Source organism: Vibrio sp. McD22-P3 (genome assembly GCF_021568915.1).
Taxonomy (GTDB): domain Bacteria; phylum Pseudomonadota; class Gammaproteobacteria; order Enterobacterales; family Vibrionaceae; genus Vibrio; species Vibrio mediterranei.
In genome coordinates, this window is record NZ_JAKGTN010000001.1 from 307740 (window position 1) to 319901 (window position 12162).

The 12162-nt window shown below is 44.3% G+C and carries 15 protein-coding genes; 6 read left to right on the top strand and 9 right to left on the bottom strand.

What is annotated here, in order from left to right:
* Positions 1-43 precede the first annotated feature (43 nt).
* The 5 genes from surA (at position 44) to L2W36_RS01425 (ending at position 4412) form a co-directional block, all read left to right on the top strand.
* Positions 44-1348, top strand: coding sequence for a peptidylprolyl isomerase SurA (gene surA, locus L2W36_RS01405; protein WP_236109148.1), 1305 nt, complete (start codon positions 44-46; stop codon positions 1346-1348).
* Complete coding sequence (gene pdxA / locus L2W36_RS01410) at positions 1338-2324, top strand: 4-hydroxythreonine-4-phosphate dehydrogenase PdxA (protein ID WP_236109149.1); 987 nt, start codon at positions 1338-1340, stop codon at positions 2322-2324. The genes surA and pdxA overlap by 11 nt, the downstream gene beginning before the upstream one ends.
* A complete protein-coding gene (rsmA, locus tag L2W36_RS01415) occupies positions 2321-3127 on the top strand; it encodes a 16S rRNA (adenine(1518)-N(6)/adenine(1519)-N(6))-dimethyltransferase RsmA (protein ID WP_006074840.1) in 807 nt (268 codons plus the stop codon). Before pdxA ends, rsmA begins: the two co-directional genes overlap by 4 nt.
* An 89-nt stretch (positions 3128-3216) precedes the next feature.
* Positions 3217-3597: a Co2+/Mg2+ efflux protein ApaG gene (gene apaG, locus L2W36_RS01420; RefSeq protein ID WP_006074838.1), complete on the top strand. Its 381-nt coding sequence runs from the start codon at positions 3217-3219 to the stop codon at positions 3595-3597.
* An 8-nt stretch (positions 3598-3605) separates the two neighbouring features.
* Positions 3606-4412, top strand: coding sequence for a symmetrical bis(5'-nucleosyl)-tetraphosphatase (locus L2W36_RS01425; protein WP_124940631.1), 807 nt, complete (start codon positions 3606-3608; stop codon positions 4410-4412).
* A gap of 46 nt (positions 4413-4458) precedes the next feature.
* Here the strand turns inward: L2W36_RS01425 and folA are convergent, their stop codons facing one another.
* From folA to rplU, 7 genes are all read right to left on the bottom strand, one after another.
* Positions 4459-4938, bottom strand: a complete 480-nt coding sequence (gene folA, locus L2W36_RS01430) for a type 3 dihydrofolate reductase (protein ID WP_107306321.1) — start codon at positions 4936-4938, stop codon at positions 4459-4461.
* Positions 4939-4957: 19 nt separating this feature from the next.
* Positions 4958-5431, bottom strand: a complete 474-nt coding sequence (locus L2W36_RS01435; RefSeq protein WP_006074835.1) for a threonine/serine exporter family protein — start codon at positions 5429-5431, stop codon at positions 4958-4960.
* Positions 5431-6198, bottom strand: a complete 768-nt coding sequence (locus L2W36_RS01440) for a threonine/serine exporter family protein (protein ID WP_031493074.1) — start codon at positions 6196-6198, stop codon at positions 5431-5433. Before L2W36_RS01440 ends, L2W36_RS01435 begins: the two co-directional genes overlap by 1 nt.
* A gap of 109 nt (positions 6199-6307) precedes the next feature.
* Positions 6308-7363 carry an FUSC family protein gene (locus L2W36_RS01445; protein ID WP_236109150.1) on the bottom strand — a complete coding sequence of 352 codons (1056 nt, stop codon included), beginning with the start codon at positions 7361-7363 and terminating at the stop codon, positions 6308-6310.
* 140 nt (positions 7364-7503) lie between these two features.
* Positions 7504-8670, bottom strand: a complete 1167-nt coding sequence (gene cgtA, locus L2W36_RS01450; protein ID WP_038229165.1) for an Obg family GTPase CgtA — start codon at positions 8668-8670, stop codon at positions 7504-7506.
* 268 nt (positions 8671-8938) lie between these two features.
* A complete protein-coding gene (gene rpmA / locus L2W36_RS01455; protein ID WP_004409945.1) occupies positions 8939-9196 on the bottom strand; it encodes a 50S ribosomal protein L27 in 258 nt (85 codons plus the stop codon).
* A 21-nt stretch (positions 9197-9217) separates the two neighbouring features.
* Positions 9218-9529 (bottom strand): 50S ribosomal protein L21, encoded by a 312-nt coding sequence (rplU, locus tag L2W36_RS01460; RefSeq protein ID WP_006074830.1) that lies wholly within the window; start codon positions 9527-9529, stop codon positions 9218-9220.
* A 272-nt stretch (positions 9530-9801) separates the two neighbouring features.
* On the opposite strand from rplU, the gene ispB reads away from it, so the two are divergent.
* Positions 9802-10773 carry an octaprenyl diphosphate synthase gene (ispB, locus tag L2W36_RS01465; protein WP_062456728.1) on the top strand — a complete coding sequence of 324 codons (972 nt, stop codon included), beginning with the start codon at positions 9802-9804 and terminating at the stop codon, positions 10771-10773.
* Positions 10774-10828: 55 nt separating this feature from the next.
* On the opposite strand, the gene L2W36_RS01470 is transcribed toward ispB, so the two are convergent.
* Positions 10829-11020: a hypothetical protein gene (locus L2W36_RS01470; protein ID WP_031496916.1), complete on the bottom strand. Its 192-nt coding sequence runs from the start codon at positions 11018-11020 to the stop codon at positions 10829-10831.
* Positions 11021-11125: 105 nt separating this feature from the next.
* Positions 11126-12061, bottom strand: coding sequence for a malate dehydrogenase (gene mdh / locus L2W36_RS01475; RefSeq protein WP_038229161.1), 936 nt, complete (start codon positions 12059-12061; stop codon positions 11126-11128).
* Positions 12062-12162: the final 101 nt, after the last annotated feature.

Below are 12162 nucleotides of genomic sequence, written 5' to 3' on the forward strand. Positions count from 1 at the left end.
CTTCACAGACTCTTAGTCTGTGAAGTTTTCACTAGGAATATCGATGAAATTTATAAGCAAACTCCTTTCAACATGTCTTTTGTCGGTTATGGCTTTACATGCCATTGCCGAGCCCGTTGAGCTTGATCGCGTTCGTGTTATCGTCAACGATGGCGTTATCCTACAAAGTGATATTGATTCTGCCACTAAGACTCTTACTGCCAACGCTCGTAAGAATGACCAAGAGCTACCTTCTGCAGATATTATCCAAGAGCAAATCCTCGATAAACTGATCTTAGAAAAGCTGCAGTTACAAGAAGCTGATCGCATTGGTGTTCGTATCGATGATAACCGACTAGAAAGCACGCTTAACGATATTGCTAAAAACAACAATCAAACCATCGAGCAACTTCGCCAAACCGTACGTGAAGAAGGACTAACGTGGGAAGCATTTCGTGAACAAATTCGTGATGAAATCGCCGCCAGTGAAGCTCGTAACGCTATGGTAAGACAACGAATCAACATTCTACCAGCTGAAGTCGATAACCTCGCAGAGCTGCTTGCTAAAGAAAGCGACGCCACTGTGACCTATAAGATTCGTCACATTCAATTGCGCTTTAATGATGGCGAAGATAAAAGCGTTCAAGAGCAGCAAGCGAAGGATCTAGTTGCACACCTAAAATCAGGTGAAGATTTTGCCACTATGGCATATACCTACTCAAAAGGTCCGAAAGCGCTAGAAGGCGGTGATTGGGGCTGGATGCGTAAAGAAGAGATGCCAACCATCTTTGCTGACCAAATTAAGATGCAAACTAAAGGCACTATTATTGGTCCATTCCGCAGCGGTGTTGGTTTTCACATCTTAAAAATTGAAGACGTTAAAGGCTTAGAGACGGTGTCTGTTACTGAAGTGAACGCACGACACATTCTTATCAAACCTACGGTTATTTTAAGTGATGAAGGGGTTCAAAGAGAGCTCAACAATATCATCGCTAAAGTTCAATCTGGTGAATCTACCTTTGCTGAAATGGCCGAGCAATATAGCCAAGACCCTGGCTCAGCTGTCCAAGGCGGCGAACTGGGTTACCAAACACCAGAACTATACGTTCCGGAGTTCAAGCACCAGGTTGAAACCTTGCCTATTGGCCAAATCAGTAAGCCATTTAAAACCGTACACGGTTGGCACATCGTCGAAGTTCTAGATCGTAGAGATGTAGACAAGACAGGCTCAGCCATGCAGAACCGCGCATACCGCATCTTGTTTAATCGTAAGTTCAATGAAGAAGCTTCGGCCTGGATTCAAGAACTTCGCGCCAGTGCATTCGTAGAAATGGTGAACGATGATGAGGAAGATAACAATGCCAACTAAGCGTATTGTTGTTACCGCCGGAGAGCCCGCAGGTATAGGCCCCGATCTCGCGGTTGCTCTCTCACAGCGAGACTGGCCACATCAGGTGGTTATCTGTGCTGATAAGAACTTAATTGCCGAGCGTGCACAGCAGCTTGGCATTGAGATCGACCTACTCGATTATGATCCGACGGTTTATGATTCACATTGCAAAGGCCGCTTGGTTATTTTACATGAGCCGTTGCAAGTCCCTGCCAAAGCAGGAAAGTTAGACGAAGCGAATGGACAATACGTGTTAAATACCCTAGAAAAAGCAGCAAAAGGCTGTATGAAAGGTGAATTTGATGCTATTGTCACCGGCCCTGTGCATAAAGGGGTGATCAATCGAGCAGGTGTCAGCTTTAGTGGCCATACTGAGTTCTTTGCAGAAGTATCAAATACACCACTTGTGGTCATGATGCTGGCAACGGAAGGATTAAGAACCGCACTTGTCACAACTCACCTTCCATTATCGGAAGTGCCTGCTGCCATCACCGAAGAGCGTGTTACACGCATTGTTGATATATTGCATCACGACTTGGTCACCAAGTTTGGTATTACCAAACCCAATATCTATGTCTGTGGCCTCAACCCTCACGCAGGTGAGGATGGCTGCTTAGGTATGGAAGAGATAGAAACTATCACTCCTACCCTAGAGAAACTTCGCACAGAAAAAGATTATCAACTTATCGGCCCATTACCCGCCGATACGATATTTAATGACAAATATTTACGCGATGCGGATGCTGTCTTAGGCATGTATCACGATCAAGTTCTCCCTGTACTTAAATACAAAGGCTTCGGTCGTTCAGTAAACATAACTCTTGGTCTACCCTTTATAAGGACATCGGTCGATCATGGCACTGCATTGGATCTTGCTGGCACAGGCCAAGCAGATTTTGGCAGCTTTGAGACAGCACTGGCGTACGCAATAGATTTAGTAGAGAGCAGACAATGAGAAATGATGTCCACCTAGGGCACAAAGCAAGAAAGCGTTTTGGTCAAAACTTCCTAAATGATCCTTACGTTATCGACGGAATTGTATCAGCAATTAATCCACGTCCAGGTCAAAACTTAGTTGAGATTGGCCCAGGCCTTGGTGCGATTACTGAACCAGTAGGTAAAGAAGTCGACAAGTTTACAGTTATTGAATTAGACCGAGATCTTGCAGAGCGTCTACGCAATCACCCAGATTTGGGAGATAAGCTCACCATTCATGAAGGTGACGCTATGCGTTTTGACTTTACTCAACTTGTTAATCCAAATAACAAGCTGCGTATCTTCGGTAACTTGCCGTACAACATCTCTACACCTTTGATGTTCCACTTGTTTGAGTTCCATAAAGACATCCAAGATATGCACTTTATGCTACAAAAAGAAGTGGTGAACCGCCTTGCCGCCGGTCCAGGCACAAAAGCTTACGGCCGTCTGACGGTTATGGCTCAGTATTACTGCAAAGTGGTTCCAGTACTTGAAGTACCACCTACAGCATTTGTTCCGCCACCGAAAGTAGATTCAGCGGTAGTAAGATTGGTTCCTTATGAAGAACTACCTTATCCTGCGACTAGTTTGAAATGGCTAGATAGAGTCTGTCGCGATGGCTTTAACCAGCGTCGTAAAACCGTTCGTAATTGCTACAAGTCTCTTATGTCAGCAGAAACGCTGGAAGAACTGGGCGTAAACCCTTCTATGCGACCAGAGAATCTAACATTACAACAGTTCGTAGCCATGGCTAACTGGTTAGATGAAAATCATAACTAATTCATTAAAAAACGCTCACTAGCTTGCTAATGGGCGTTTTTTTTTGTCATAGTGAATAGGTAGCCCTTTCAACAGCATAGGAGAGTCATATGGATACAACTTCGCCATGCGTGAAATGCCAAGTACATACCAAATACGTTGAAGAGCAATCTGACCCAGACAATAAGCGCTTTGTCTTTGCTTACGTCATCACGATAAAAAACCTAAGTCAGCAAACTGTGCAATTAATGAGTCGACGTTGGCTGATTACTGATGCTAACGGAAAACAGATCAGTGTCGAGGGTGAAGGTGTGATCGGCCAACAACCAATAATCGAAAAAAGTGATGAGTACACGTATACCAGTGGCACGGCTATTGAGACACCTGTTGGCGTGATGCAAGGTCATTACATAATGATCGATGCCAACGGCAAAGAATTCATTACCGAAATAGAGCCATTCCGCTTAGCTATTCCCAATATTCTAAATTAAGGTTTTTTGTGGCAAATTACATTGTTGGTGACATTCAAGGTTGCTTGGATGAATTGGAACTACTGTTGTCGAAAAGTCATTTCGACAAACAAAAAGATACCCTTTGGATTGCCGGAGATCTCGTCGCTAGAGGCCCTAAATCACTGGAAACACTCCGCTTCGTCAAAGCCATGGGAGAGGCTGCAAAAGTCTGTCTGGGCAATCATGATCTTCACTTATTAGCCGTATCGCTTGGCGTACACAAAGCGAAACCCAAAGACAAAACACTTCCGATTTTAGAAGCTCTAGACAAGACAGATTTATTAGACTGGCTCAGACACCAGCCTTTGCTCTTAGAACATGATGAATTTGTCGTTTGTCATGCAGGTATTTCTCCTCAGTGGACTTTAGAACAGGCGAGAGTCAATGCTCGAGAAGTTGAGCAACAACTACAAAGTGATGATTGGCAAGCACTCATCCATAATATGTACAGCAATGACCCCGACTTCTGGCAATCAGGACTCACCGGTTTCGAACGTTGGCGTTACATCATTAATGCCTACACCCGAATGCGCTTTTGTTATCCAGATGGGCGCTTAGATATGGCCTGTAAGCTACCTCCTAGCGACGTAAACCCTCTAGAATATGTTCCGTGGTTCCAATTAAAAAATCGAGTCTCGCTTAATAAAACCGTAATTTTTGGGCATTGGGCAGCACTAGGAGGCTACATCAGTGAACAGGTTATAGGATTGGATACCGGGTGTGTTTGGGGAGGTAGCCTTACTATGATTCGTTGGGAAGATAAGGCCGTTTTTGAACAACCAGCCTTAGGTTAAATATTCAATAAAAGACGCCTAAGAAACCTCTCTTAGGCGGCGAATATTAGCGCTCAAGAATGACGAACTGCATGTCGTACGCGTTTTTCTCATCCGCTTGATATTGCTCACTATGCACTTGTTTCCAGCCTTCTCCCCAATCAGGAAATTGAGTATCGCCATCAACATTTGCATCGATATAGGTTAGATAAAGCTTGTTTGCCATCGGCATACAGTGCTCGTAAAAGCTACCGCCACCAATGATCATCGCTTCTTCCACATCATTCACTAAGCTCAAAGCTTGTTCCAATGAAGTTACCGTCTCCACTCCATCTATGCGAAGCTCAGAATTTCGACTAACAACAATGTTTTGACGACCAGGTAAAGGGCGCCCTATAGATTCATAGGTTTTTCTACCCATAATAACGGGTTTTCCCATGGTGCACTTTTTGAACCAGATAAAGTCGGCAGGTAAGTGCCAAGGCATTTGGTTATCTTTGCCTATGACTCGATTGTCTGCCATAGCGGCAATCATGCTAATAATCATTGAGGTACTGTATTCCTAATTAAACGACGGGTCGGCTGCGATAGAATAACAGCCCCGGCATGGCAAGACCAATAGCCAAACCAGCAATTATAAACATCGCCTTTAGGAAGTTCTCCATTAGAGTAGCCAGAAGCTCTGGGGTATAACCAAGATGATTGATTTCCACCATAGCAATCATAGCTTTATAGGCAAACACCCCAGGAACCATCGGTATTAGCGCGGCCACCGTAAACACTTTAGGATGAGCTAGAAACTTATGCGACCAATGAACGCCAATCATACCGACAATCGTTGCGGCAAAAAAAGTAGCCCATTCAATCGGAACACCATAATGCATCATCAAAAAGCGAGAGCCATGGCCAACTGCCCCACCAATCGCGCAATAAGCTAACGCATTTTGAGGAACATTAAATACCAACGCAAACCCTACTGCTGGAATAGCGGCAAAGAACATGTCGTTAAGCAGAGCAAATAATAATTCCACTATTGTCATTACTGAGCCCACCCTAGAACATCCGTCAGACTCATGGCACCAATTATCCCCAAGCAGGTTGCTAGGGTTAATAAGCTGGCAAACACAAAACGAGCGATCCCCATGTTGACATAACCTTTGACCATATCAGCAACAGAGTTAATTAGTGGAAAGCCGGGGACTAACATGAGCACTGATGACGCCATCACTAGCTGAGGCTGCGCTCCGATGCTATAGATAACTGCTTGGGCAGAAATAAGTGTGGTAACAAACGCCGTGACGGAGAAGTTTAAGAGTGGGTTAAAATGGCGATGGCCGATTTCTTGACGTACCGTCATACCAACGGCTGAAGCTAGAAAAGTCATTGCAAACACTGACCAGTCACCGCCAGCGAGACGACTAAAAGCAGCGCATGATAGCCCTATCATCACCACGACTAGCCAACGATTATAGCGTTCAGGACTGATCTTATTCAGTTTTTTCTGAGCTAGTTGATAGTCAAGAATGCCTTTCTCCATCATGATACAGATACGTTGAACCTGAGTCACAACACGCATATTAAGCCCACGATCTGGGCTTCGTCTTGCCGTCGTAACACAATGTTCTTTGTAAACCGTGGTAATCACTAATGAACTTGCTGACAGTGATACTTCTACTTCGTCCATAGAAGCAGCAATACCCATTCTTCGAGTAATATCGCCAACTAACGTACTTTCTGCGCCATGAGCAAGTAACATTTGCCCTGCTTGCGCAATCAGCCGAGAGACGGCTCGTTGCTTAGAATCCATTCCAGTTTTTTCGTGGTCATTCAGTATTGAATCCATTTTAGGGGCATTTTCATTGTTGATGAACTAAAAACTGGGGCACGATTGACAGAAAACAACAAATTTGTGAAAACTACTCTTGAGACAGATTCAGCGAATAAACTAACAGTCGTTTTAGGCTTACAAGGTCTTCCATTAGCTTCAAGTTAAGCCATAAGTAGCCATTGATGCTCGTCTCCTCACCATCAATCTTTGGCAAACTGTTTTTTAAGGCCTCTCTTGCTGTCGCAATTTCTTTACCTGAAAGCTCGGTCTCTAATTTCCCGGTCATTATTAATGTTGCAAGTGCTTCGAACTCTTTCTCAATGATTTTCTGGCAATCATTAAGGGGTTTGGACCAAAGCATATTCAAATGACTGTGCCTGTCGCTCCAATAAGAGGTGTTCAAAAGTTCAATAGAGTAAAGCATGTTGCGAAGCTGTACTTGAATCGCTTCTAATAATTGTGCACTTAGCTTTGACTCTTTAACTGAAGGAGAAATGAGACTTCTCAAGGTTACCATCTCCTTCATTAGCGTTTGCTGATAGCGCTCAAGGTTCGGCTGTTCAAGCATGTTCAATGATGTGGATATTTGATAGACCTTAGCAAACCGGTCCAGCGTGGCGCCTAGACGCATGCGCCAATGAATAAACGCTCTTTGCGGATAAATAATGCAAAACAACACCGCTAATACACAGCCAATCGTTACATCAAGACCACGCCACAACGCAACTTCAATATCGTGATTACCTGCTCCAATAGTGACCGCAAGGGTAATACCAATCAGCAAACCCACATAAGGGCGTTTACCTAACGCAAAATAGGCACTACAAAACATCACAGCGCCGCACCAAGCATACATAGCCGACATTGACCATTGTCCAAGTAAAATGGCGGTAATCCCTGACAATGCTCCAATAATCGTTCCCATAGTGCGATGCCAAGCTCGTGGTAAAACATTACCTAAATACGAGATAGGGCCAATCACTACTACTAACGTAATGAGTATCCAGGTGCTTTCGGGAATCTGAAAATAACTGGTTAAAGCTAGAGTTAAAACGAATGCCACGGAAATCCGAATGCCATGTACAACACGGTAGTGTTTAAATATCAGAGCATCCACATCCGAAATTCGCCGATTTAAATCCATTTAAAAGGCTTCCTTTAGCATAAAGGGGGAGAAAAGAGAGTTTGTATTAGTTTGCCTTAGTACAAGCCACACTGAAATAATTTGAGTACAAAAAAAGCTGCAAAGTAACTTTGCAGCTTTTTAAATCATTGAGGTAACAATCAGTCACGGACGTAGACAACGTGGCCGTCATCTTCTTCGTCGTCCCAATCATCCCAATCGTCTTCAGTAATCACGTCTTTACCAGACATTGCATCTTTGTGGTAATCGTCCCACATAAAGTCGACTTTCTCTTCCTCAGAAATCTCTTCTTCAGCGCGTGGCAGTGTTTCCATAAAGTCAGCAAGCTTATAGCAAAGCTCTTTAGTTCCTTGCTTATTCACTGCAGAGATCTTGAAGTACTCATCTTCCCAACCAAGTGCATCGAGGATCTCTTGGATCACTTCATTCGCTTCTTCTTCTGGCATAAGATCGACTTTATTGAATACTAACCAGCGCGGTTTATCCGCTAGCTTTTCGCTGTACTGCTCTAGCTCATCGATAATCGTCAGTGCGTTCTCGATAGGGTTACTTTGATCGATAGGCATAATATCGATCATGTGCAGCAATACTCGGCAGCGCTCTAAGTGCTTAAGGAAACGAATACCTAAGCCAGCACCGTCTGCGGCACCTTCAATCAGACCTGGGATATCCGCCACAACAAAGCTTTTCTCAGGAACAACGCTAACCACACCTAAACTAGGGATCAGTGTAGTAAATGGATAGTCGGCTACTTTTGGCTTAGCCGCCGAAACTGCACGGATAAATGTTGATTTACCCGCATTTGGCAAACCAAGCATACCCACGTCAGCAAGTAGCAACAGCTCTAAACGCAATTCACGAATTTCGCCTTTAGTACCCAGTGTTTTCTGGCGAGGAGCTCGGTTAACCGATGACTTAAATCGAGTATTACCTAGGCCGTGCCAACCACCCTTTGCAACCATCACTTTTTTGCCATGTTCAGCAACTTCAGCAACGATTTCATTAGTGTGAATATCTACAGCTCGAGTACCGACAGGCACTTTAAGTACCTTATCTTTACCACGCTTACCAGTACAGTTACCACCGCGACCATTTTCGCCACGCTCAGCTTCGTAAAAGCGTTGGAAGCGATAGTCAATGAGCGTATTTAGGTTCTCATCTGCTTCGATATAGATGTCGCCACCGTCGCCGCCATCGCCACCGTCAGGACCACCTTTCGCTACGAATTTTTCACGCCAAAAACTAACGACACCGCTACCGCCATCGCCCGCTTGGACTTTTACTACCGCTTCATCAACGAACTTCATCTCTTACTCCGACTACTTCTTCGCTACCCACCACCAAAGCCATCCTGCCGAAAAGACATAAGATCACTTTGTGGGCTCAATCAATTATCACTACATTTTAGCAGATGACAGAGACGATTCCCCATGGTACAGAGCTTGTTGTTTCAACATAGCTATGCCTAGAGACTCGTCTCTATCGACTGCCCATATAAATAAAAAACCCCGCCGACTCGGCAGGGCTTTTGAATTCAGCTAGAAAGCTTATTCGTAATTTAGCTTAGCGCTAAAATTACTCAGCTTCGATGCTAACGAATTTACGGTTCTTAGGACCTTTAACTTCGAATTTCACTTTACCTTCAGTAAGAGCGAAAAGAGTATGGTCTTTACCGATACCAACGTTAGTACCAGCGTGGAACTTAGTACCACGTTGACGTACGATGATGTTACCTGCAAGAACAGACTCACCACCGAAACGCTTAACACCTAGACGTTTGCTTTCTGAATCGCGGCCGTTACGAGTAGAACCACCAGCTTTTTTGTGTGCCATTGTTAAACTCTCCTAATCGAATTAAGCGTTGATGCCAGTGATTTTCACTTCCGTGAACCACTGACGGTGACCTTGTTGCTTACGAGAGTGCTTACGACGACGGAACTTAACGATTTTTACTTTATCGCCACGACCGTGTTGTACCACTTCAGCAACTACCTTGCCGCCCTCAACAAGAGGAGCGCCAACTTGAATGTCTTCACCGTTAGCAACAAGAAGAACTTTATCAAATTCAACAGTTGCACCAGTTTCAACGTCTAATTTCTCTAAACGAAGAGTTTGACCTTCGCTTACACGGTGTTGTTTACCACCAGATTGGAAAACAGCGTACATATTTTACTCCGCTTTTTCCGCACAGCCTTTTGATTGTTATTTCAACAAATAGGGTGTGCGCTAAACTAATCATCAATAGGGCGCAGATTCTACGCGAATGATTACCCTATGACAAGCCATATTTTGAAAAAATTGGCGAAACACTAATCGCCAATGAAAAGTGCGGCAATAATGCCCTTTCACCATGTATTAATCAACGTTTTTTAGTGTATTATTCACAGATTATAACCAACGACTAAGCCTTATTGGCTCTAAGCTCAACCGGGTACGTAATGGATTTTAAAGCTATCCAAGCACTGACTGCCGATGATATGGCAAAAGTGAATGAAACAATACAAGCACAATTAAACTCAGAAGTTAGTCTAATCAATCAACTTGGTTTCTATATTGTAAGTAGTGGCGGCAAGCGCTTAAGACCGCTACTCGCGTTGCTTTCAGCGAAAGCTTTAGGATATCAAGGTAACGCACATACAACGGCTGCTGCGTTTATTGAGTTCATCCATACTGCGACGTTATTGCACGACGACGTAGTAGATGAGTCTGATATGCGACGAGGTAAAGCAACAGCAAACGCTGCTTTTGGTAACGCTGCGAGTGTTCTAGTAGGTGACTACATCTATACTCGTTCTTTCCAAATGATGACGGGTCTTGGCTCATTGCGCATTTTAGAGCTTATGAGTGATGCCGTGAATGTCATCGCAGAAGGTGAAGTTCAGCAGCTAATGAACTGCAATGACCCTAATACTTCTGAAGCAAGCTACATGCAAGTCATCTACTCTAAGACGGCACGTTTGTTTGAAGCCGCGACTCAAGTTGGAGCTATCCTCAACGATGCCTCTCCAGAAGTCGAACTTGCACTACAGAATTACGGTAAGTACCTTGGAACCGCGTTCCAGCTTATTGATGACGTCATGGATTACACCTCTACGGGTGAAGACATGGGTAAAAATGTCGGTGACGACCTAGCTGAAGGTAAACCAACATTACCGCTTATCCACGCCATGCAGCACGGTGAAGAACACGAAAGTGCGATGATTCGCGAAGCAATTGAAAAAGGTAATGGGATTGATAAGCTCGATACCATTATGGCAACAATGAATCGTGTGGGCTCATTAAAGTACACTGAAGACATGGCTTTTAAAGAAGCTGATAAGGCCATTGAAGCACTTTCTATCGTGCCTGACAGTGAATATAAAGAAGCCTTAATCGCGCTTGCCTACATGGCAGTGAAAAGAACGGCATAAGGTCAAATGGCAGTGATTGTGCATCACTGCCCTTTTCCGTTTCTGAGACCAAGCTTTAGTAGTATTTATCACAACCGTTATGAAGCTGCAGCTCTTCTTCGACTTCGTCAACAGATAGTGCCCATTGCTCCTCGCTTCCGATTGGTTCGACCAAAACGGACTGTGACTGCTCGTCGACAACAAGCACTCTTCCAGCGCCATGTTGTGAATCCACCCACATACCTTTTACTACATCTTTCATTTCCATGACCCTTCCTCCCCGCTCCGATTTATTACGGAGTCTTATAGGGTATAGATCAAAAAAGCCGATCTTAAAAAGACCGGCTTTTGCTATTTAAATTAATGTAGGAGTTTACTTAGCGAACTCTACACCAATTTCAATATCTTTATTAAGCGTCTCTAGCATGCCATCTAGTGCTGCTTTCTCGTAATCACTGAGTTCACCGTAGCTAAGGATAGCTTCTGCGCCGTCTTTACCTAGCTTAACTGGTTGTGCGAAGAATGGAGCGTGCTCACCATCACCTTCCACATAAGCACACTCAATAACGTTCTCTTCGCCTTGAAGGCCTTTAACAAGAGCTAAACCAAAGCGACACGCTGCCTGACCCATAGACAAGGTCGCAGAGCCGCCACCCGCCTTCGCTTCAACCACTTCAGTACCAGCGTTTTGAATACGCTTAGTTAACGCTTCTACTTCTTCCGCAGTAAACTCAACACCTTCAACTTGAGAAAGTAGCGGTAAAATAGTCACACCAGAGTGACCACCAATAACTGGTACGCGAATATCACCTGGATCTTTCGCTTTCAGATCAGCTACAAATGTCTCAGAGCGAATAACGTCAAGCGTCGTCACACCGAACAGTCTACGCTTGTCATACACACCTGCTTTCTTAAGGACTTCAGCTGCGATAGGCACTGTGGTGTTAACAGGGTTAGTGATGATACCAACACAAGCAGTAGGACACACGACCGCGATTTTCTCGGCCAATGACTTAACGATACCTGCATTGACATTGAATAGGTCTGAGCGATCCATACCTGGCTTACGCGCAACACCCGCAGAAATTAGAACCACATCAGCACCTTCAAGTGCTGGTGTTGGATCTTCACCCGCATAGCCTTTAATAGAAACAGGCGTTGGGATGTGGCTTAGATCAGCTGCAACACCTGGAGTGACGGGAGCAATATCATACAGGGCTAGATCAGAACCAGCAGGAAGACGGTTTTTTAGCAATAGGGCTAGGGCTTGGCCGATGCCACCTGCGGCACCAATAACAGCTACTTTCATGGGAGTTCTCCTTGAGATTTATATCTCTTATTAATAGTCTTGTAGGGTAATTTTTCGTCGATTAGCTAAAAAGTTATAGTAATCACTAATCGATTACAATC

Coding starts and splice junctions, on each gene's coding strand:
- ispB (WP_062456728.1), top strand. CDS start 9,802: ATGGATTTTAAAGCTATCCAAGCACTGACTGCCGATGATATGGCAAAA.
- rpmA (WP_004409945.1), bottom strand. CDS start 9,196: ATGGCACACAAAAAAGCTGGTGGTTCTACTCGTAACGGCCGCGATTCA.
- surA (WP_236109148.1), top strand. CDS start 44: ATGAAATTTATAAGCAAACTCCTTTCAACATGTCTTTTGTCGGTTATG.
- rplU (WP_006074830.1), bottom strand. CDS start 9,529: ATGTACGCTGTTTTCCAATCTGGTGGTAAACAACACCGTGTAAGCGAA.
- cgtA (WP_038229165.1), bottom strand. CDS start 8,670: ATGAAGTTCGTTGATGAAGCGGTAGTAAAAGTCCAAGCGGGCGATGGC.
- L2W36_RS01445 (WP_236109150.1), bottom strand. CDS start 7,363: ATGGATTTAAATCGGCGAATTTCGGATGTGGATGCTCTGATATTTAAA.
- apaG (WP_006074838.1), top strand. CDS start 3,217: ATGGATACAACTTCGCCATGCGTGAAATGCCAAGTACATACCAAATAC.
- folA (WP_107306321.1), bottom strand. CDS start 4,938: ATGATTATTAGCATGATTGCCGCTATGGCAGACAATCGAGTCATAGGC.
- L2W36_RS01440 (WP_031493074.1), bottom strand. CDS start 6,198: ATGGATTCTAAGCAACGAGCCGTCTCTCGGCTGATTGCGCAAGCAGGG.
- L2W36_RS01435 (WP_006074835.1), bottom strand. CDS start 5,431: ATGACAATAGTGGAATTATTATTTGCTCTGCTTAACGACATGTTCTTT.
- L2W36_RS01470 (WP_031496916.1), bottom strand. CDS start 11,020: ATGGAAATGAAAGATGTAGTAAAAGGTATGTGGGTGGATTCACAACAT.
- mdh (WP_038229161.1), bottom strand. CDS start 12,061: ATGAAAGTAGCTGTTATTGGTGCCGCAGGTGGCATCGGCCAAGCCCTA.
- pdxA (WP_236109149.1), top strand. CDS start 1,338: ATGCCAACTAAGCGTATTGTTGTTACCGCCGGAGAGCCCGCAGGTATA.
- rsmA (WP_006074840.1), top strand. CDS start 2,321: ATGAGAAATGATGTCCACCTAGGGCACAAAGCAAGAAAGCGTTTTGGT.